Below are 18,716 nucleotides of genomic sequence, written 5' to 3'. Positions count from 1 at the left end.
ACGGCCCGGTCCCCGAACCGAGCTGTCCCTTTCTTGAGTTCATCAGGAGTGAACCCATGTCCCAGCACGTCTTCCAGCGCGCCGGTTTCCTCGCCGCCACCATCGGTGTCGCCGGTCTCCTCGGCGCGGGCGTCGCCTCCGCGCACGTCACGGCCAACGTCTACGGCCCGCAGCCGACGAAGGGCGGCTACGCGGCGATCGTCTTCCGCGTGCCGAGCGAGGAGAAGGACCCGATCACCACCACCAAGGTCACCGTCGACTTCAAGGCGGACTACGGCATCGGCTCGGTCCGCACCAAGCCGGTCCCCGGCTGGACCGCCGAGGTGACCAAGTCGAAGCTGCCGACGCCGGTGACCAAGGACAACGGCACGCAGATCACCGAAGCCGTCACGGCGGTGACGTGGACCGCGCAGGCGGGCAGCGAGCTCAAGGCCACCGACTACCAGGAGTTCTCGGTCTCCTTCGGGCCGCTGCCGACCAACGTCGACGAGGTGGAGTTCCCGGCGCACCAGACCTACAGCGACGGCAAGGTCGTCGACTGGAACCAGCCGACCCCGGCGGGCGGCGAGGAGCCGGAGCACCCGGCCCCGGCCGTGAAGCTGGCCGCCAAGTCCGAAGGCGACGAGCACGGGATGGCCGCGAACACCGCGACCACCACCGGAGAGCACACTGAAGCCGCGGCGGCGACGTCGGACAGCACGGCCCGCTGGCTCGGTGGGGCCGGCCTGCTCGTCGGCGCCATCGGCCTCGGTGTCGGGGCCGGCGCGACCATCCGGGCCCGCAAGGCCACGGCGAAGCCGGGAGGCAACAGCTAAATGCGGAAGGCGCTCGTCGCGCTGGCGTTGACGGTGGTGGCCGTGCTCGGCACGGCCACCCCGGCGCTGGCGCACAACGTGCTGATCTCCTCGGACCCGGCGAACGGCTCGTCCGTCGCCGCCGGCCCGCAGAAGATCAGCCTGACGTTCGACCAGTACGTGCAGGGCGCGGACGTCAACCAGATCGCGGTGACCGGGCCCGGCGGCGGCCAGTGGGCCGAGGGCCCGATCAGCGTGGTGAACAACGTCATCAGCGCGCCCCTGCGGCCACTCGGGCCGGCCGGCAAGTACACCGTCGGCTACCGGGTGCTGTCCGCAGACGGCCACCCGGTGACCGGTGAGCTCTCCTTCACCCTCACCGCGGCGGGCACCGGCACGCCGGCGACCGTCGACGCGGCGAAGTCGCCGGGCAGCTCGTCGCAGGCGGCCCCGCAGTCCGGCTCGACCGGGGTGCCGATCTGGGTCTGGATCGCCGGCGCCGTCGTGCTGCTGGCCATCGGGCTGACGGTCGCCCTGCGCTCCGGCCGGTCGGTGGAAGAGAAGAACTGATGACCCAGGCCGAGACCACCGCGAAACCCCGCTATTCGACGCTGCTCTGCGTCGTGACGGCGGGCCTGCTCGGCGCCCTGATCGGCGTCGCGCTCATGTCCACCACGCCGGTCCCCGGGGTCGTGGAGCCGAGCGCGGTGGTCTCGGCCGGCATCCCGGTCGTGCGGGTCCTGCTCGACCTCGCCGCGGTCACGACCATCGGGCTCGCGCTGCTGTCGGTGCTCGTCGGCTACGACCGGCCGAAGCTGACCGAGCCGATCATGCGGCTGGCCCGCCCGGCCGGCGTAGCGGCCGCGCTGGTCTGGGCGACGGCCGCCGTCGTCGCGCTGATCCTGCAGACCGCGGAGTACAAGCCCGGCTCGTCGACGCTCACCGCCGGGGACATCGGCGGCTACATCGCGAACGTCGGCGCGGGCAAGGCGCTCGTCATCGTCGCCGCGCTCGCACTCGTGCACGCCGGGATCGGCGCGCTGGCGCTGCGCTTCGGCGAGAAGGTGCCCGCCGAGGTCCGCGTCGGGCTCGGCCTGTTCGCGCTGCTGCCGCTGCCGGTCACCGGGCACGCGTCGAACTGGAACTACCACGACTACACGATGATCTCGATGGAGCTGCACGTCATGAGCGCGGTCGCCTGGACGGGCGGCCTCGGCGCGATGACCGTGCTCCTCGTCGCGAACCGGACGCTGCTGGCGCACGCGCTGCCGCGGTTCTCGAAGCTCGCGACGCTCTGCCTGGTCCTCTCGGCGGCGACCGGGCTGTTCAACGGCCTCGTCGAGATCTCGCTCAACCCGACCATCGGCTTCTGGGCGGCGATCTTCACCACGCCGTACGGGCAGCTGTTCGTCCTCAAGTTCGTGTGCACCGGCGCCATCGCGCTGCTCGGCGCGTACACCCGGTTCCGGCTGATGCCGCAGATCGTCCGGCACAACCGCACGGCGCTCGCCGCGTGGGCGACGCTCGAGCTGACCGTGATGGGTTTGGCGTTCGGCTTCGCCGTGGTGCTGACGCGGGCGCCGGTCGTCGCGTCCTGAAAGCCCTTCCCCGCTGGTAGAACGCGGTCTCAGGTCACGCCGAGTAGCTGCAACTTGCGCATTGGGCTGAGGGGTAGACCATTGGGGGCGACCCGTCGGGCCGAACTTTCTACCCTGAGAAGAGCCCATTTCGGAAGCGACGAACGGTCATCTGCAGTCGGCGAATGCACGTGCAGCTTGTGGCGCCGGTCACATGATGTGACAGTCCTGGCTCAGCGGTAACGCGTCCAGCGTGCGTCCGTCCGGCCGCTGCGGAGGTCGTCCAGACGGCGGAACAGCTCGGGCCGCACCTGCGGCCGGCTGCGCAGGATGGGCAGCACGCTCGTCGTCAGCTTCAGCTCGCGGATGGCCCGGAGCACGGCGAACCCGGACCACGACGTCACGTCGAAGCCGTACGCCGCGGCGAACGTCCGGTAGTGCACCGGCGGGTCGCCGAACCGTTCGCGGCCGACCGCCAGCGGCGTCAGGTCCCACTCCGGCGGGCCGACGCACGACGAATCGAAGTCGCAGAGCACGGGCCCGTCCGGCCCGGGGATGACGTTGCCGGGGTACGCGTCGCCGTGGACCAGGCCCCTGGGCAGGGGAAACTCCAGCCCGGCCAGCGCGGTTTCAAGCTCGGCGCAGCGGTCGAGCAGGAAGTGCCGGTCGGCGTCACCGAGTTCCTCGGCGTCGGACACCCGGGCCCGCACCGCGGCGAACGGCGCCCACTCGGCGAGGCCGTCGGGCGCCGGGAGCGCGTGCACCTGACGCAGCAGCCGGGCCAGGTCGGTCGACGTCGCCGGCCGGCCGATGCTCGGCACCTGGTGCCACACGGTCACGAGGTGCCCGTCGACGGCCATCGGCTGCTCGACGGTGTCGAGGAGCCGGATCGCGGGGACGTCGTGGTCTTCGAAGTGCCGGGCCACGCGCACGACCGTGCCGACCCGGTGCCGCAGCTGGGTCGAGCCGACGATCCGGATCACAAAAGGCGCCGTGACCAGCGCGTACACGGCGTTGTTGGTGAACCGCAGGAGCCGCGCGCCGGCCGGGTCGAGACCCAGCCGCGCGCAGGTCGCGGCGAGCACGCCACGCAGCTTGCCGGAGGTGAACCGGCCGTCCAAGACGGTCTCGGCCCCTTCGGCGTCAGGCGGCGTAGAAAGCGTTGAGGCGGTCGGCGAGGTCACGCGCGTCGGCGTTGTTGCGGCGGCGCTCGGCCTCGTCCTGCAGGGGCCGCATGCGGTCCTTGACCCGCTCGGACTTGATGCCCTCGGCGCAGTCGATGGCCTTGCCACCGACCTTGGCGCCGTGGTCGAGGTCGCCGTCGAGCAGGTGGTTGGTGGCGAGTGCGCTGAGCATGAACGTCTTGGAGCGGGCCATTTCGTCGTCGTAGGACTCGACGGCCCTGGTCAGCGCGGGGATGGCGTACTTCGTGTGCTCGGCGTTCTGCTGCGCGAGGACCGTGTGGACGGTGCCGACCATGGCGTAGACGTCGGTCTCGGTGAAGAACTTCACCCAGGACTCGGCCTCGGCCAGGTTGGCGCGCTCGAACTCGTCCTTGCTCCGGCCGAGCAGCTTCACGGCCTGCTCTTCGTTGCCCATCATCGCGTAGGCCCAGGCCTCGTTCGCGCAGAGCACGGAAACGGCCAGCTCGGAACCGCTTTCCTGGGCGGCGATCTGGCCCAGCTGGAACAGCTTCAGCGCGTCGTTCGGGGCGTCCTGGTGCAGGTAGACGCGGCCCATCCGGTAGAGGACGTTGGCGACGAGCGGGTGGTTCTCGCCCTGCTTGGCCAGGTCCAGCGCGTTCGCGAAGTGACCGCGGGCGGAGTCCATCAGGCCGGTGTCGAAGGACGTCCAGCCGGCCAGCGAATGCAGGTCGGCGAGCGCCACGTACAGGCGGTTCTTGACGATGTCGGTGCCGTGCGCCTCGAGCATCTGTTGTCCCCAGGACAGCTGCGCGACCACGGCGTCGCGGCAGAACCCGCCGCCGTACTGGTAGTCCAGCGCCCGCAGGGCGCGCGTCGCGGCCTCCACCTGGCGCACGTCGGTCATGCCGATGCGCCCGGGCGCCGGCGTCCGCGCCGGTCCCGCCGACCACGTGCCCGATTCCGGACCGAACACCGCCGCACCCATCGTGACCTGGGCGGCGTGCGCGAGGAACCTCCGTCGCTTCACGGACTCGTCCTCCTCAGCCTGCTGGCCGTCGGCGGAGCCGACGACGCGTATCGCCGTGGCCTCGTCGTAGGCGAGGCCCATGTATCCACGTGGGACACCCAGGCCGTCGGCGATCCGCGTGAGGACGTCGTAGGCCATGACCTGGCGACCCTTGAGGATCTCCGACACCTCGGACTGGGACTGGCCGGTCATCGCGGCGATCTGGCGCTGCGAGACACCGTGCTTGCGCAAGAGGCGGTAGACGGCGCTGATCTCGCGGGACGCGAGAGCCGCTCTCATCTCCGGCTGCTCCCACGCGTCAGCGGGAACCGCGTGGCTCTGCCGGGCTTCGGCACTGCCACCGTTACTGGCGTCCATCGCGCCCCCTCCAACTGTCCGGTCGGGCGTCTGTGAAACAGCGTAGGCAAACCTGCGGAACCGTGTGAACAGCCGAACTGGTGCCCTGATCGGTCCGGGCGAAGTCCGTTGACCGCTTACCGTGGAACCCGGTCCGGTCACCGCTATGACGCCATTTCGACCTTCTATCGCACCCGGTTTCACCTCACTGTAGTTGTCAGATCTCCGTCACCGCCCGGACACCGGCAGCGATCACGGAGAGCTACGAAAACCGCAGGGATGTTGCAGAAGGCATCTTCGAAGACTTTCGACAGAGCGGAGAAGGGCGTGGAGTTCGTGGACTCGTTCGCAGGGGGACATGCCGGCACGGTCACCCGCGCCGTGCGGCCGGCGCTTTCCCCGGTCTCTCCCGTCTCCGCCGTCCGTCCCGTCACCCCGGCCGCCGCGGTGGACCCCCGCACCGCGAGCGTCCGCCACTACGAAGGCGGTCAGCTGGTGTGGCGCGTGCAGTGCGGCGACCTCATCAGCCGCGAGCGCGCGGTGACGGTGTTCGTCGAGGACAACCAGGTGGTACTGGTCTCGCCCCCCGGCGAGACCGCGCGGCTGACGTCCGGCCAGCTCGGACAGCTGCGCGCCGCGCTCAACGAAGCCGCCAAGATGGCGGAAAGGTAACGGTGAGCTGATCATGGATCAGGTACTCGGGCAGGTCCTCCGCAACGCGGTCTGGGAGCGCCTCGACATGCTGACCGACCTGGCGAACCGCGCCGACGCCCAGTCGCTCGTCTCGGTCGCGCGCTCCGAACTGCCCCGCTTGACGGAGGCCTGGCGCGCGATGCTGAAGATGCACGAGCCCGACGAGCGCGGCGACTGCCCGACCTGTTCGACCCGGTGGCACCGCTGCAAGGCGCCGTGCTCGGTCTGGCAGGTCGCACACGAACACCTGGTGGCGGGCGGCCTGGCCCCGCAGCAGCAGGCTCCGGCGAGCCGGCTGAGCGGGCGGCGCAAGAGCCCGGTACCGGCGCAGGACCGCGGCGTGCCGGCCCCCAGCGCGGCCGAGACCACCGGGCGCCACGCGCTGGTGAACCCGCGCCGAGCGGTCACCGCCTGATCCACCCGGGTCGTCGCCACCTCCCGCGGTCGCGGCCCAGCCTGCTCCACCCCGACCTGGGTCAGCGCCGGTCCCGCCGGCTGCGCCCACCCAGTACGGCGAGCGCAGCCGACCGATCGCCCCATCGGACCCGCGCCGGCTCTCGCCCGGCCGGGGACTGTTTCGCCCGCACCCCCGAGCAGCGCGAACCAGTCCTCGGCCACACACCCGGTCCCCACCGCGATTAATCGAAAAAATTACGCGTTAGGCCTAGCCCAGGCGGTAATCCCCCGCTAGATTGATCAACACACGCGGTATGGACCACTGGTTCGCCCGCGTTGCCCGCCCGCTTTTGATCCGAAGCAGTGCGGCCCTCGAATTCCGCGGGCCGGTGCCGTTGCACTCCCCTCCCCCGACCGGCACCGGCCCGCGGTTCCAAGTTCTAGCGAACCGCCTTCACGCGCAGCACGAGCACCGCGGCCAGCAGCGTCGCGACGGCCGAAGCCGCGAAGAGGCCGGGATAGCCACCCAGGTAGGCCAGCACCAGCGGCGTCAGGAGCGGCGCGACCACCTGCGGCAGCGAGTTCGCGATGTTGATGACACCCAGGTCCTTCGCCCGGTCCTGCGCGGCCGGCAGCACCTGCGTCAGCATCGCGAGCGCGACCGCCATGTACGCACCGAAGCCGACGCCCAGCAGCGGCGACGCGGCGAGCGCGACCGGCCAGCTCTGCCAGACGACCAGCAGCAAAGCGGCCAATGCCATCACACCGGAGGCCGCAAGGACGTACGGCTTACGCCGTCCGGACTTGTCCGAGAAGTGGCCGGCGAGCACCGCGCCGATGACGAGCGCGACGCCGTAGAGCCCCATCATGATGAGCAGACCCGTGTCCGGGTCCTTGTAGTGCACCGCGTCCTTGAGGAAGAACAGCAGGTAGAGCGTCCCGAACGCGTTGCCGAGGTTGATCATGAAGTGGCACGACCAGGCCCACGCGAAGTCCGGGTGCCGCCGTGGCGAGACCCAGAGGTTGCGCAGGATCTCGCCCACCTGCGACGACGGCCGGTACTCGACCGGCAGGCGCGCGTCCGGCGTCCGGAAGACGAAGAACGCGGCGCCGGCGACGACGATCACCGCGCAAACCGCGTAGGCGAGCGGAATCCCGGCGATGCCGAGCATCACGACGACCACGACCGCGCCGAGCACCGTGCCGAGCATCTGCGCGATGCCGACGAGCCCGCCGACCTGTGCGCGCTGTCCGACCGGGACGCGGTCGGCGATGGCGGACATCAGCGTGGCGAGCATGCCGTTGAGGCCCGCTTGGACGAGGCACCAGCCGACGATCAGGATCGCGACGGTCGGCGCGAAGGCCAGCACGAGCAGCCCGACGGTCGCGACGGCGGCGCCGATGACCGTCCACGGGTGGCGGCGGCCGAAGCGCGAGGTCGTCCGGTCGGACAACAGCCCGACGGCCGGGTTGACGACCAGCGCGACGATCGCCCCGACGCCCATCACCAGGCCCAGGACGAACTCCTTGTTCGCCTGGTCGAGCAGTTCGGCCTGCTGCGGCAGCAGCACCTGGATCGGCGCGTAGATGCCCAGCCAGAGCGCGATGTTCGCGAAGAACAGCAGGCTCATCCAGCCGGGCCGCACCCGTACGACGGGCTCGGCGAGCGCCTCGGGGAGAGCCTCGGTCGTTTCACTGCTCATGGCGCACCAGCTTCCGGTACCAGTGGAACGAGTCCTTCGGCGTGCGCCGCAGGGTTTCGTAGTCGACGTGCACCAGGCCGAAGCGCGGCGCGTAGCCCTTGGACCACTCGAAATTGTCCATCAGGGACCAGCAGAAGTAACCCCGGACGTCGACGCCGGCGTCCATCGCCTCCCGCAGCGCGACGAGGTGGCTGTGCAGGAAGTCGATCCGCTCGGGGTCGTGCACGCCACCGTCCTCGGCGACGACGTCGGCGAAGCTGCAGCCGTTCTCGGTGATCTGGATGGGCGGCAGCTTGTCGCGGTAGCGCCGGTGGAAGTCGAGCAGCAGCTCGCGCAGGGCGTGCGGAACGATCGGCGAGTCGTTCGTCGTCATCGGGTAGCCCTCGATCGGGCGAAGTTCGAAGGGCAGCGGATTGCCCGGTCCGGGGTTCGCGACGCCTTGGGGCTCGTAGTAGTTGACGCCGTAGAAGTCGAGCGGCTGCGCGATGGTGGGCAGGTCGCCGGCGAACCCGGCGGGGAGGTGCGCGTGGAGCTGCTCGGGGTAGCTGCCGAGCAGGACGGGGTCGGCGAAGAGGCGGTTGAGCAGGGCGTCGAGCCATTCGGCGGCGTCGTGGTCGGTCTCGTCGGCGGGCCAGATCGGCGAGTGGTTGTTGGCGGTCCCGATGTTCGTCGCACCGGCCGCGCGGAGGGCTTGGACGGCGAGTCCGTGCGCGAGGTTCTGGTGGTGCGCGGTCGGGATGGCGTCGAGCAGGAGCGTCCGGCCGGGTGCGTACTCGCCGATGCCGTAGCCGAAGATGGACATGACCATGGGCTCATTGAGCGGAATCCACAGTTTCACCCGATCGGCGAAGCGCTCTCCGAGGATGTGGGCGTACTCGGCGAAGCGCTCAGCGGTCGTGCGGGAGAGCCAGCCGCCGTCGTCTTCGATCGCCTGCGGGGTGTCCCAGTGGTAGAGCGTGACGGCGGGAGCGATGCCGGCTTCGCAGACGGCGTCGATGAGCTTGTCGTAGAAGCCGAGGCCGTCGGAGTTGGGCGCGCCCTTGCCATCGGGCTGGATCCGCGGCCAGGCGACGGACATCCGGTAGGCGCCGACGCCGAGTTCGGCCATCAGCGCGATGTCTTCGGGGTAGCGGTGGTAGTGATCGGCGGCTACGTTCGCCTTTTCCCCGCGGGCGATCTTGCCCTCGGTCGCGGAGAATGTGTCCCAGATGGACGGTCCGCGCCCGCCTTCGCTGGTGGCGCCTTCGATCTGGAACGCCGAAGTGGAGACACCCCAGAGGAAATCGGGCGGGAAGATCGGGTTCTGCACCGGTGCTGACCCCTTCGTCAGGCCACCCGTACGGGTGAACATGAAAAGTTCTCATATACTAGGTCTTCACTCGTCCGTGGGGAAGCCCGTCGGCACGATAAAGTCCCAGATCAGACGAGGAGGAGTGCCGTGTCCGACATCCAGGCCGCGAAGGTGCCGGCAGAAGCCACCCCCTTGCGCCGTCAGCCGGTCCAGCAGCGAAGCGCGAAGAGGGTCGAGCAGATGCTCGACGCGAGCGCGGCGCTGATCGACGAGCTTGGCTACGACGCACTCACGACGACCCTGATCGCCAAACGAGCGGGCGTGGCGGTCGGTTCGCTGTACCAGTTCTTCCCGGACAAGCGAGCGGTCGTGCAAGCGCTTACGGCCAGGAACCTCGAGCGCTTCGTGGGCGCGGTGAACGAGCGCCTGAAGCAGCTGGGCCCGGAGCACTGGTGGGACGTCGTGGACTCGATCCTCGACATCTACCTGGAGATGCACCGCTCGGTCCCGGGCTTTTCGAAGGTCCACTTCGGCGACATCATCGACCGGCAGTTGCTCGACGAGACGCGCGACAACAACGCGGTGATCGTGGATTCGCTGACGGACTTGGTGGCCACGCAGGTGGACCGGCCGGTCGAGGACCTGCGGTTCGCGATCGGCATCGCCAACGAGGTGGCGGATGCGTTGCTGAAGCTGGCGTTCCGGAAGGAGCCGCGGGGGGACGAGAAGATCGTCGCCGAGGCCAAGTACGTCGTGAAGGGGTATTTGGCGGCGCGGTTCGGGGAGCGTTCGTAGCTTGTCCACAGAAGTTGTCCACAGGTATGCACAGCTGTGGACAACTCGGGTGTTCGGGGCCGGGTTGTCGGTAGGCGCCGATAGACTGGCTGTGGGGGTTCCCCCGGGAAGGGTGGGCTGCGTGTGGGCCCCCGGTCAGCCGAAGTTCTGGTGCTCGCCGCGGTAGGTCGGGGCCGTGCGGTCCGCTCGGTGCCGTGCACGTACATCGACGACGGCGATGAGATCGGCGGCATCTCGCCGCGGCCCCGCCAGCTCAGCGGCTGTGCGGTCATCAAGCTCTCCATCGATGAGCTCACCGCGGAATTCCCCGGAAGTCCGGAGAAATACGCGCTACTGGCTCATCGAAGGGCACCCCGTTGACTGGCGGGCCGTGATCATTCGTTAGCCGAAGTTCTGCTGCTCGCCTCGGTACGTCGGGACCGTTCGTTCCACCCGGTCGCCCATCACCAAGTGGTAGTGCGTGAAGCGCTCCGCCAGTTCGCCCGCCTTCGCGTGCCTCAGCCACACCCGGTCGCCGAGATTCAAGCCGCGGACCGCTCGGCCCGTCACCGGGGTTTGGACCTCGCCCGCTCCCTCGAAGCCGAGGAACTTCAGGCCCGTCGGGAGGTACGGCGTTGGCTGGCGTGAAGGCCCGGTGGGCCCCGAAGCGATGTAGCCGCCTGAGAACAGCGTCGCGATCTTTCGCGTAGGACGGCGGACCACCGGCAACGCGAACAACGCTGCCGGGCGGGGGCTGAACCGGGAGTAGCCGTCGAACAGCGTTGGGCCGATCAAGCCCGAGCCCGCCGCGATCTCGGTGACCACCGCGTCCGCTCCCGTTGACTCGATACTTCCCGTGCCTCCGCCGTTCACGAACTCCAGCGGCGTCACCGCCTGGACCGCGCGGACCGCCTCGCCGCGGCGGCGGTTCAGCTCCGCCGCCGAACGGCGCTGCATCCAGCCGATCACCAAGCGGTTCAGGCGCGCGCCCGCCGCGTCGCCGAGGCCGGCGATCTGGCCTTCGTACGCCATCACGCCCACCAGGCGGAAGCCCGGGCGGGCCAGGACTTGCTGGGCGAACGTCGATGCCTGCTTCGGCGTGAAGATCGGGGACCGGCGCGTGCCGACGTGGACTCCCGGGAGCGGGCGCCACGACGCGTCCAGTTCCAGGCAGACGCGGATCTCCGGGTGGCCGTGGCCGAGGGCCGCGTCGACCAGGTCCAGGTGCGCCGGTGAGTCCACCATGATCGTGATCGCCGCGCGGGCCTTTTCCGACGCGGCCAAGCGGCGCAGGGCTTCGTGGTCGGCCGTCGGGTAGGCGACGACGATGTCATCGGTCGTGCCCAGCTCCGCGTGCCAGATCGCTTCCGCCAGCGAGTAGCACATCAGGCCCTCGAAGCCCGGCATCGCGAGCACGCGCTCCAGCAACGCCCGGCAGCGGACCGACTTGCTGACCACCCGGATCGGCTTGCCCGCCGCGCGGCGGCGGAGGTCGTCGGCGTTCGCGTCGAACGCCGCCAAGTCGACCACGGCCAAGGGTGGATCGAGGTCCTTGGTCGCCAAGTCGTACACCGTCGCACTGGTCACGAGGTCTAAAGTACGACAACAAAGCTTGAAACGCGAATACTGTTCACATACTGTCTCGGACATTCGACCGATGGAGGGGGCGCGCATGACCCGGTGGACCAACTGGGCGGGCACGGCGTCCGCCTCGCCGCAGCACGTTCACCAGCCGCGCAGCGCGGCCGAGATCGCGGCGGCCGTCGAAGGCGTCGCCGCGGCCGGCCGGACCGTGCGGCCCTGGGGCAGCGGGCACTCGTTCACCGCGATCGCCGTCGCCGACTCCGACGCGCTCGACCTGCGCCACTGGACCGGCATCGAGCGCGTCGACCTGGAAACCGGGCACGTCACCGTCCGCTCGGGCACCACGATCAAGCAGCTCAACGCCGAACTCGACGCGCTCGGGCTCGCCATGACCAACCTCGGGGACATCGACGCGCAGACCATCGCCGGCGCGATTTCCACCGGCACGCACGGCACCGGCGCGCGCCTCGGCGGCATCGCCACGCAGATCGCCGCGCTCGAACTCGTCCTCGCGGACGGCTCGGTCGTCTCCTGCTCGGCTGACGAAAAACCCGACCTCTTTGCCGCCGCCCGCGTCGGCCTCGGCGCGCTCGGTGTGCTCACCACCGTGACCCTGCGCTGCGAAAAGTCCTTCTACCTGCGCGCACAGGAACGGCCGGAGCCGCTGGAGCAGGTCCTCGAGGGCTTCCACGACTTCGCCGACCAGAACGAGCACTTCGAGTTCTACTGGTTCCCCTACGGCAAGAACGCCCTGGTCAAGCGCAACAACCGGTGCGAGACGGCCGAGCCGCTGAGCAAGGTCCGCGAGTTCGTCGACTACCAGGTCATGGAGAACGTCGCGTTCGGCGGGCTCTGCCGGACCGGCCGGCTGATGCCGCGGCTCGTGCCGTCGCTCGGGAGCTTCGCCTCGAACGTCCTCTCCGCGCGCGAGTACAGCGACGTCTCCCACCGGGTCTTCGTCACCGCGCGCAACGTCCGTTTCACCGAAACGGAATACGCTGTTCCACGTGAATCAGTGCTCGACGTGCTTGCCGAACTACGCGCTGTAGTGCCGACGCTGAAGGACCCGGTGATGTTCCCGGTCGAGGTCCGCGTCGCCGCGGCCGACGACATCTGGCTGTCGACCGCGCAGGGCCGCGACTCCGCCTACATCGCCATCCACCAGTTCGTCGGCATGCCGTACCGCGAGTACTTCAGCGCGTTCGAGAAGATCGCCGGCGCGGTCGGCGGCCGCCCGCACTGGGGCAAGATGCACGACCTCGACGCAGGCGTCCTCCGCTCGCGCTACCCGCACTTCGACGACTTCCTGCGCGTGCGCAAGGAAACCGACCCGAACGGCGTTTTCACGAACACCTACCTGGACCGCGTGCTCGGCCCGGCCTAGAAGAGCGCCGACACCGATTCGCCGTTGTGGATGCGGCGGATCGCCTCGGCCATCGCCGGGGCGATCGACAGGATCTTCAGCTTCTCCGTGCGCTCTTCCTCCGGCACCGGGACCGTGTTGGTGCAGACGATCTCCAGCACCTCCGGCCGGCTGCCGATGCGCTCGATCGCCTTCGCCGCGAACAGGCCGTGCGTGCACGCGACTCGGATCGAACGGGGCTCCAGCTCGGCCAGCCGGTCCAGCAGCTCGAGCACCGTGCTGCCCTTGGCGATCTCGTCGTCCAGCACGATCACGTCGCGGCCGGTGATCTCGCCGATCACCGACGTGATCTGGACGCGGTCGTCCGGGAAACGTTCCTTCGCGCCGGCTGCGACCTGGGCGCCGAGGAGCCGTGCGAAGTGCGACGCCTCCTTCGCGTTGCCCAGGTCGGGTGAGACGACCGTGGTGCGCGAAAGGTCGTACTGGCGGAAGTGCTTGGCCAGCTCCTGCAGCGCGTGCAGGTGGTCGACCGGGACGCTGAAGAAGCCGTGGACCTGCGGCGAGTGCAGCGTCATCGCCAGGACGCGGTTCGCGCCCGCCGTCGTCAGCAGGTCGGCGACCAGACGGCCGCCGATCGAAATGCGCGGCGCGTCCTTCTTGTCCGAGCGCGCGTACGAATAGTGCGGCATCACGGCGGTGATCCGCGACGCCGACGCCCCGCGCGCCGCGTCGAGCATCAGCAGCAGCTCGACGAGGTGCTCCTGCACCGGCTTGACCAGCGGCTGGATGATGAAGACGTCCCGCTCGCGGCAGTTCGCCTGCAGCTGGACCTCCAGGCAGTCGTTCGCGAACCGCCGGACCTCGGCCGGCTGCAGCGGGACGCCGAGGTGGGCGCAGATCTCTTCGGCCAGTTCGGGGTGCGCGCTGCCGCTGAAGACGGCGATTTCCCGGGAAGCTTGGGTGATCACAGCGCGGAAATCGCTTCGCCGATGGCGTCCTCGCCTGAGATCAGCGTCAGGGTGCGCCGGGCCGTCTCGGGCGCGTCGAGCAGAGCCACGAGCACCGCGGCGACGTCGTCGCGCGGGATAGGGCCGCGGGGGGTCCGCTCGGCCAGCAGGACCAGGCCGGTGCCGGGGTCGTCGGTCAGCGAGCCGGGCCGGAGGATCGTCCAGTCGAGGTCGCGGGCCTTGAGGTCGTCCTCCGCCGCGCGCTTGGCGCGCAGGTAGTGCCGGAATTCCTCGGTGACGTCGGGGTTCTCCGGGTTGTCGGCGCCGATCGAGCCGACCTGGATGTGCCGCCGGACGCCCGCGCGCTCGGCCGCTTCGGCGAACAGCGCCGCGGCGCCACGGTCCACAGTGTCCTTGCGGGCGGTGCCGCTGCCGGGGCCCGCGCCGGCGGAGAACACCGCGGCGTCGGCACCCTTCAGGACTTCGGCGACGGCGTCCACATCGGAATTCTCGAGATCCAGCACGACGGCCTGGGCGCCGGCGGCTTCGAGGTCCGCCGTGTGGGCGGGGTTCCGGATGATGCCGACTGCTTCGTCACCGCGCGCGGCGAGCAGCCGCTCCAGCCGCAGCGCGATCTGACCATGTCCACCAGCAATGACGACTCGCATGGAGCCGAGACTAGTGCGAAGCCGGCGCCTCCGCGGTCCGGAGCAGGTGGTCGTAGACCAGCTCGTTGACCAGGCGGGAAACCGGGTCCTCGGCGAGCACGACGCGCTCGGTGCGGCCTTCGAGGTCGAGGTCGACGACCGCGTTCGGGTCGGCGGTCACGACGGCGAGGCCGTATGCGCGGGCCCGCGGGAGGCAGTTGCCGACGTAGTCCTCGGTGAGGATGGCCGGCGACGGGAGCACCATCGCGGCCTCGCCGTAGCGGGCGAACGGAACCGCGGAGGCCATCGCGGTGCGCCAGTGGCGCGCGACGGCCAGGACGCCGACGATCTCGGCGGCCGGGGCGGGGGCGGTTCCGGCCAGCTCCGGCCAGGTCCAGGTGTCGACGGTGGCGCGGTCGGCCACCGGGCCGGCACCCATCGCGATGCGCTCGGCGTGCACGTCGGTGCGGAGCTTGGCGACCACGCAGACCTTGCGGCCCAGGATCGTGATCTCGGGGAGGACGACGCCGTTCCAGCCCAGCTGGACGGCGGCGGCGCGGGCGAGCTCGTCGACGCTCGCGGGGAGCTCGATCGGCGGCACCACGCGGCTCGGCATCGACCGGCTGCGCTTCGCGCCACCGGCGACCGTCGAGCGCTCGGTGTTCTGAGGTGTAGCCGCCACGAGTCCGCCTCCTTCTAACCTGCACCGCTTCGTGACCGGGGGAAACCGGCACCCAACCTGTCTAACAGCGCGGCGGCGCGGCGTCGCCGGGTAGTGCGAGTGGCTGCGATCGGCGGCGCCCAGCGGTCGATGACCGGTCGGTAGGCGGTCATCCGACTTCGGTCGAACGGTGCGGCCAACCGAGTGATCGCGGGGTGAGTGGCACTACGGAACGGTTCCACCCGACTACCCGGGGCAGGAATCACCAAACCCGCTCCGACTAGCCCGTTCGGCGCAATACCGGGAAAATCCACAGTGGACGCGGGCCGCTGAGCTGCGGTTGTCCGCCGTCACCCACATGGCGGTGACTTGCGCCGCAGCGGTAACGAGGCCCCGCGACTAAAGTTACCGATCAGTCACTTAGTCGTCGCCGTGGAGGACCGATGCGCTCCCCGAAGGACTTCTTCGCCCCGCTCGCCCTGGGCGCGCCCGCTCCCGTGCGGGAGATCCCGGTGACGCCGTCCCGGATGATCCACTTCTTCGACCCGGGCAACGAGAAGATGGCGGCCAAGGTGCCGGACATCGCCAAGAAGGTCGACGTCCTGCTCGGCAACCTCGAGGACGCCGTGCGTGCCGACCGCAAGGAGGCCGCGCGCGCCGGGCTCGTCGCGATCGCCAAGGCGAACGACTTCGGGAAGACGCAGCTGTGGACGCGCGTCAACAGCCTCGACTCGCCGTGGGTGCTCGACGACCTGGTCACGCTGGTCACCGAGATCGGTGACAAGCTCGACGTGATCATGGTGCCGAAGGTCGAGGGCGCGCAGGACATCCACTACGTCGACCGGCTGCTGGCCCAGCTCGAGGCGCGCGCCGGCCTGACGAAGCCGTTGCTGGTGCACGCGATCCTCGAGACGGCCAGCGGGGTGGCCAACGTGGAGGAGATCGCCGGCGCGAGCCCGCGCATGCAGGGCATCTCGCTCGGCCCGGCCGACCTGGCCGCGAGCCGCCGGATGAAGACGACCCGCGTCGGCGGCGGGCACCCCGGCTACCTGGTGCGCACCGACCCCACCGGCGACGACCTGAACGAAGGCCGGACGACCTACCAGCAGGACCTCTGGCACTACACGGTCGCGCGGATGGTGGACGCGTGCGCGATGCACGGGATCCTGCCGTACTACGGGCCGTTCGGGGACATCCGCGACGTCGTCGCGTGCGAGGACCAGTTCCGCAACGCGTTCCTGCTCGGCTGCGTCGGCGCGTGGAGCCTGCACCCGGTGCAGATCGACATCGCGAAGAAGGTGTTCTCGCCTTCGCCGTCCGATGTGGCCTGGGCGCGCCGGGTGATCGCCGAGATGGGCGACGGCATGGGCGCGGTGATGATCGACGGGAAGATGCAGGACGACGCGTCGGTGAAGCAATGCCGCGTGGTCGCCGAACTGGCCGACGCCCTCGCGGCGGACGACCCCGAACTCGCGGCCGCCTACGACGCCGCCACCAAGGAGGCCCTCGGATGACCACGCCCCGACGCTCCGTCCTCTACATGCCCGGCGCGAACGAAAGAGCGCTGGAGAAGGCCAAGACGATCCCGGCGGACGCGCTGATCCTCGACCTCGAGGACGCCGTCTCCCCCGACGCCAAGGAAGCCGCGCGCGAACGCGTCTGCGCGGCTGTGGGTAATTACGGTTCCCGCGAAGTGACCATCCGGGTCAACGGCCTGGACACCGAGTGGCACGACGCCGACCTGCGCGCGGCCGCGTCGGCGGGCCCGGCCGCGGTGGTCGTGCCGAAGGTGAACTCGGCGGCCGAGGTGCACAACATCGAGCGCGCGCTGGAGCTCGGCGGGGCGCCGGACCACACGAAGATCTGGGCGATGGTCGAGACGCCGGTCGCGATGCTGCACGCGGAGGAGATCGCGGCGGCGTCGGAGCGGCTGACCGTGCTGGTGATGGGCACGAACGACTTGGCCAAGGAGCTGCACGCGGAGTTCGTCCCGGGCCGCGGCCCGCTGCTCGGCGGGCTGTCGCTGTGCTTGCTGGCCGCGCGCGCGACCGGTCGCGTCATCCTCGACGGCGTCTACAACGACGTGAAGGACCTCGAGGGTTTCGAGGCCGAGTGCGAGCAGGGGCGGCAGTACGGGTTCGACGGGAAGACGCTCATCCACCCCGCGCAGGTCGAGCCGTGCAACCGGATCTTCGCGCCGTCCGAGGAGGAGATCGACCGGTCGCGGCGGATCATCGACGCCTTCGAGGAGGCGCGCGCCGCGGGGCGTGGAGTGGTGACTGTGGACGGGCGGATGATCGAGAACCTGCACGTCGACAACGCGCGGCGGGTGCTGGCGCTGGCGGAGGCCGTCAAGAGCTGACCGCGGGGCCGGAACTTCTTCCCTATCCGATCGGCCAGGGTCGTTGCGGGCCGCGGAGCTGCTCGTACGCCGCTGCTGTGCGGAGGACGCCGATGTCGTCGAAGCGGCGGCCGCTGATCTGGAGGCCGATCGGGCGGCCGTCGTCGGTGTAGCCGCAGTTCACGGACACCGCCGGCTGGCCGGACATGTTGTACGGGACCGTGAACGCGATGTGCTCGAACGGCCGCGACGGGTCGTTCGTCGGCGACGCCCACTCCGCCGGTGGGGCCGCTACCGGGCACGTCGGCGACAACACGACGTCCAAAGCGGCAGTCGCGCGCAGGGTGGCGACGCTGATCGCGTCGATCTGGGCGAAGCCGCGGTACGCGTCCACTCCGGACACCTCCGCGCCGCCCGCGGCCCAGTCCGCGATGTACGGCAGGACCTTCGCGCGGCGGTCCGCCGGCAGCGCCGTCATGTCCGACCACGCGCGCGTGCGCCAGAAGACGTCCAGGCCGTTGAGCATTTCGCGGGTCAAGAACGGTTCGACCGGCTCGACGATCGCGCCCGCGGCCTCGAAAACGCGCGCGGCCGCCGTCACCGCGTCGAGCGTGGCCGGGTCCACCGGGAGGCCGACCCCCGGGTCCAGGTGCAGGCCGACGCGCAGGCCGGCCAGGGAAGAGTCCAGGGAAGACCAGGGAAGGTCGGCCGGTGGCAGGCTCAGGTGGTCACGCGCGTCGGGCGCCGACAGCACGCTCATCAGCAACGCCGTGTCCGCGACCGTGCGGGTCATCGGGCCCGCCACGCGGCCGAGGAACGGCGGGTCGACCGGCACGCGGCCGAAGCTCGGCTTCAACCCGGCCAGGCCGCACCAGCCCGCGGGCAGCCGGATCGAACCGCCGATGTCCGTGCCGACGTGCAGTGGGCCGTACCCAGCCGCGGCCGCCGCGCCCGCGCCCGCGCTCGAACCGCCCGGTGACGCCGAGGTCAGCCACGGGTTCCGCGCCGTCTCGTGGAAGCTCGACAGCCCGGACGTCAGCATCCCGTAGTCCGGCATCGTCGTCTTGGCCAGCAGGACACCGCCGGACTCGCGGACCCGCGCGGCCGCCGGAGCGTCCTCGGCGGCCGGCACCAAAGCGGTCGCCGCCGTGCCCAGCGGGACCGGCGTGCCGCGGGTCGCGATGTTCTCCTTGAGCGTCAGCGGGACGCCGTCGATCGGGCCCAGCGGTTCGCCGGCGTGCCAACGCGCTTCAGCGGCCTTCGCGTCCTCACGCGCGCTTGAAGGGTCGTACCCGTACAACGCGTGCAGCTCCGGCTCTCGCGCCTCGATGCGCGCGAGAACCGCTTCGGTCACCTCGACCGGCGAGAGGGTCTTCGCGCGGTACTGCGCGACGAGTTCGACGGCGGTCAGGTCGGGCAGCTCGGTCATGAACGCTC

Annotated in this window: 18 protein-coding genes; 9 read left to right on the top strand and 9 right to left on the bottom strand. The window is 70.2% G+C overall.

Annotation, left to right across the window (positions count from 1 at the left end):
• Positions 1 to 56: 56 nt before the first annotated feature.
• The 3 genes from ACERZO_RS27430 to ACERZO_RS27420 are packed head-to-tail and all read left to right on the top strand — an operon-like array spanning position 57 to position 2,392.
• Positions 57 to 815: a YcnI family copper-binding membrane protein gene (locus ACERZO_RS27430; RefSeq protein ID WP_372667635.1), complete on the top strand. Its 759-nt coding sequence runs from the start codon at positions 57 to 59 to the stop codon at positions 813 to 815.
• The gene (locus tag ACERZO_RS27425; protein ID WP_372667634.1) at positions 816 to 1,364 is read left to right on the top strand and encodes a copper resistance CopC family protein; all 549 of its coding nucleotides are present in this window, start codon (positions 816 to 818) and stop codon (positions 1,362 to 1,364) included.
• Positions 1,364 to 2,392, top strand: coding sequence for a copper resistance D family protein (locus ACERZO_RS27420; protein WP_372667633.1), 1,029 nt, complete (start codon positions 1,364 to 1,366; stop codon positions 2,390 to 2,392). Before ACERZO_RS27425 ends, ACERZO_RS27420 begins: the two co-directional genes overlap by 1 nt.
• Before the next feature lie 212 nt (positions 2,393 to 2,604).
• On the opposite strand, the gene ACERZO_RS27415 is transcribed toward ACERZO_RS27420, so the two are convergent.
• Both ACERZO_RS27415 and ACERZO_RS27410 read right to left on the bottom strand, forming a co-directional pair.
• Entirely contained in the window at positions 2,605 to 3,492 is an 888-nt protein-coding gene (locus ACERZO_RS27415) for a phosphotransferase family protein (RefSeq protein WP_372667632.1), read from the bottom strand.
• A gap of 22 nt (positions 3,493 to 3,514) precedes the next feature.
• The gene (locus ACERZO_RS27410; RefSeq protein ID WP_372667631.1) at positions 3,515 to 4,900 is read right to left on the bottom strand and encodes a tetratricopeptide repeat protein; all 1,386 of its coding nucleotides are present in this window, start codon (positions 4,898 to 4,900) and stop codon (positions 3,515 to 3,517) included.
• A gap of 306 nt (positions 4,901 to 5,206) precedes the next feature.
• Between ACERZO_RS27410 and ACERZO_RS27405 the strand changes: the two genes are divergently transcribed.
• Both ACERZO_RS27405 and ACERZO_RS27400 read left to right on the top strand, forming a co-directional pair.
• Positions 5,207 to 5,551: a hypothetical protein gene (locus tag ACERZO_RS27405; RefSeq protein WP_372667630.1), complete on the top strand. Its 345-nt coding sequence runs from the start codon at positions 5,207 to 5,209 to the stop codon at positions 5,549 to 5,551.
• Positions 5,552 to 5,564: 13 nt separating this feature from the next.
• Positions 5,565 to 5,987 (top strand): hypothetical protein, encoded by a 423-nt coding sequence (locus ACERZO_RS27400; protein ID WP_372667629.1) that lies wholly within the window; start codon positions 5,565 to 5,567, stop codon positions 5,985 to 5,987.
• 421 nt (positions 5,988 to 6,408) lie between these two features.
• Here ACERZO_RS27400 and ACERZO_RS27395 read toward each other — a convergent pair whose 3' ends face one another.
• Entirely contained in the window at positions 6,409 to 7,671 is a 1,263-nt protein-coding gene (locus tag ACERZO_RS27395) for an MFS transporter (protein ID WP_372667628.1), read from the bottom strand.
• The gene (locus ACERZO_RS27390) at positions 7,661 to 8,980 is read right to left on the bottom strand and encodes a GH1 family beta-glucosidase (RefSeq protein ID WP_372667899.1); all 1,320 of its coding nucleotides are present in this window, start codon (positions 8,978 to 8,980) and stop codon (positions 7,661 to 7,663) included. Before ACERZO_RS27390 ends, ACERZO_RS27395 begins: the two co-directional genes overlap by 11 nt.
• 129 nt (positions 8,981 to 9,109) lie before the next feature.
• Between ACERZO_RS27390 and ACERZO_RS27385 the strand changes: the two genes are divergently transcribed.
• Positions 9,110 to 9,757: a TetR/AcrR family transcriptional regulator gene (locus ACERZO_RS27385; RefSeq protein ID WP_372667627.1), complete on the top strand. Its 648-nt coding sequence runs from the start codon at positions 9,110 to 9,112 to the stop codon at positions 9,755 to 9,757.
• A 381-nt stretch (positions 9,758 to 10,138) separates the two neighbouring features.
• Here the strand turns inward: ACERZO_RS27385 and ACERZO_RS27380 are convergent, their stop codons facing one another.
• Complete coding sequence (locus tag ACERZO_RS27380; RefSeq protein ID WP_372667626.1) at positions 10,139 to 11,323, bottom strand: amino acid deaminase/aldolase; 1,185 nt, start codon at positions 11,321 to 11,323, stop codon at positions 10,139 to 10,141.
• Between the two features lie 85 nt (positions 11,324 to 11,408).
• Between ACERZO_RS27380 and ACERZO_RS27375 the strand changes: the two genes are divergently transcribed.
• The gene (locus tag ACERZO_RS27375) at positions 11,409 to 12,704 is read left to right on the top strand and encodes a D-arabinono-1,4-lactone oxidase (protein ID WP_372667625.1); all 1,296 of its coding nucleotides are present in this window, start codon (positions 11,409 to 11,411) and stop codon (positions 12,702 to 12,704) included.
• Here ACERZO_RS27375 and ACERZO_RS27370 read toward each other — a convergent pair.
• The 3 genes from ACERZO_RS27370 to ACERZO_RS27360 are packed head-to-tail and all read right to left on the bottom strand — an operon-like array spanning position 12,701 to position 14,959.
• Positions 12,701 to 13,651: a ribose-phosphate diphosphokinase gene (locus ACERZO_RS27370; RefSeq protein WP_372667624.1), complete on the bottom strand. Its 951-nt coding sequence runs from the start codon at positions 13,649 to 13,651 to the stop codon at positions 12,701 to 12,703. The two genes, ACERZO_RS27375 and ACERZO_RS27370, sit on opposite strands and share 4 nt — an antisense overlap.
• On the bottom strand, positions 13,648 to 14,298 hold the full coding sequence (locus ACERZO_RS27365; RefSeq protein ID WP_372667623.1) for an SDR family oxidoreductase: 651 nt from the start codon (positions 14,296 to 14,298) through the stop codon (positions 13,648 to 13,650). The genes ACERZO_RS27370 and ACERZO_RS27365 overlap by 4 nt, the downstream gene beginning before the upstream one ends.
• A 10-nt stretch (positions 14,299 to 14,308) precedes the next feature.
• Entirely contained in the window at positions 14,309 to 14,959 is a 651-nt protein-coding gene (locus ACERZO_RS27360) for a hypothetical protein (protein ID WP_372667622.1), read from the bottom strand.
• A gap of 422 nt (positions 14,960 to 15,381) precedes the next feature.
• On the opposite strand from ACERZO_RS27360, the gene ACERZO_RS27355 reads away from it, so the two are divergent.
• Positions 15,382 to 16,452, top strand: coding sequence for an HpcH/HpaI aldolase/citrate lyase family protein (locus ACERZO_RS27355; protein ID WP_372667621.1), 1,071 nt, complete (start codon positions 15,382 to 15,384; stop codon positions 16,450 to 16,452).
• Positions 16,449 to 17,300, top strand: a complete 852-nt coding sequence (locus ACERZO_RS27350; protein WP_372667620.1) for an HpcH/HpaI aldolase/citrate lyase family protein — start codon at positions 16,449 to 16,451, stop codon at positions 17,298 to 17,300. The genes ACERZO_RS27355 and ACERZO_RS27350 overlap by 4 nt, the downstream gene beginning before the upstream one ends.
• Positions 17,301 to 17,322: 22 nt before the next feature.
• On the opposite strand, the gene ACERZO_RS27345 is transcribed toward ACERZO_RS27350, so the two are convergent.
• On the bottom strand, positions 17,323 to 18,708 hold the full coding sequence (locus ACERZO_RS27345) for an amidase (protein ID WP_372667619.1): 1,386 nt from the start codon (positions 18,706 to 18,708) through the stop codon (positions 17,323 to 17,325).
• Between the last annotated feature and the right edge of the window lie 8 nt (positions 18,709 to 18,716).

Source organism: Amycolatopsis kentuckyensis (genome assembly GCF_041679295.1).
In the GTDB taxonomy this organism is placed as follows: domain Bacteria; phylum Actinomycetota; class Actinomycetes; order Mycobacteriales; family Pseudonocardiaceae; genus Amycolatopsis; species Amycolatopsis kentuckyensis_A.
This window is presented reverse-complemented; position numbering and strand designations above follow the sequence as displayed.

What these genes read in the sequence shown, in the direction of transcription:
- ACERZO_RS27350 (WP_372667620.1), top strand. Translation starts at nt 16,449, where the DNA reads ATGACCACGCCCCGACGCTCCGTCCTCTACATGCCCGGCGCGAACGAA.
- ACERZO_RS27355 (WP_372667621.1), top strand. Translation starts at nt 15,382, where the DNA reads ATGCGCTCCCCGAAGGACTTCTTCGCCCCGCTCGCCCTGGGCGCGCCC.
- ACERZO_RS27375 (WP_372667625.1), top strand. Translation starts at nt 11,409, where the DNA reads ATGACCCGGTGGACCAACTGGGCGGGCACGGCGTCCGCCTCGCCGCAG.
- ACERZO_RS27400 (WP_372667629.1), top strand. Translation starts at nt 5,565, where the DNA reads ATGGATCAGGTACTCGGGCAGGTCCTCCGCAACGCGGTCTGGGAGCGC.
- ACERZO_RS27420 (WP_372667633.1), top strand. Translation starts at nt 1,364, where the DNA reads ATGACCCAGGCCGAGACCACCGCGAAACCCCGCTATTCGACGCTGCTC.
- ACERZO_RS27410 (WP_372667631.1), bottom strand. Translation starts at nt 4,900, where the DNA reads ATGGACGCCAGTAACGGTGGCAGTGCCGAAGCCCGGCAGAGCCACGCG.
- ACERZO_RS27425 (WP_372667634.1), top strand. Translation starts at nt 816, where the DNA reads ATGCGGAAGGCGCTCGTCGCGCTGGCGTTGACGGTGGTGGCCGTGCTC.
- ACERZO_RS27365 (WP_372667623.1), bottom strand. Translation starts at nt 14,298, where the DNA reads ATGCGAGTCGTCATTGCTGGTGGACATGGTCAGATCGCGCTGCGGCTG.
- ACERZO_RS27345 (WP_372667619.1), bottom strand. Translation starts at nt 18,708, where the DNA reads ATGACCGAGCTGCCCGACCTGACCGCCGTCGAACTCGTCGCGCAGTAC.
- ACERZO_RS27430 (WP_372667635.1), top strand. Translation starts at nt 57, where the DNA reads ATGTCCCAGCACGTCTTCCAGCGCGCCGGTTTCCTCGCCGCCACCATC.
- ACERZO_RS27395 (WP_372667628.1), bottom strand. Translation starts at nt 7,671, where the DNA reads ATGAGCAGTGAAACGACCGAGGCTCTCCCCGAGGCGCTCGCCGAGCCC.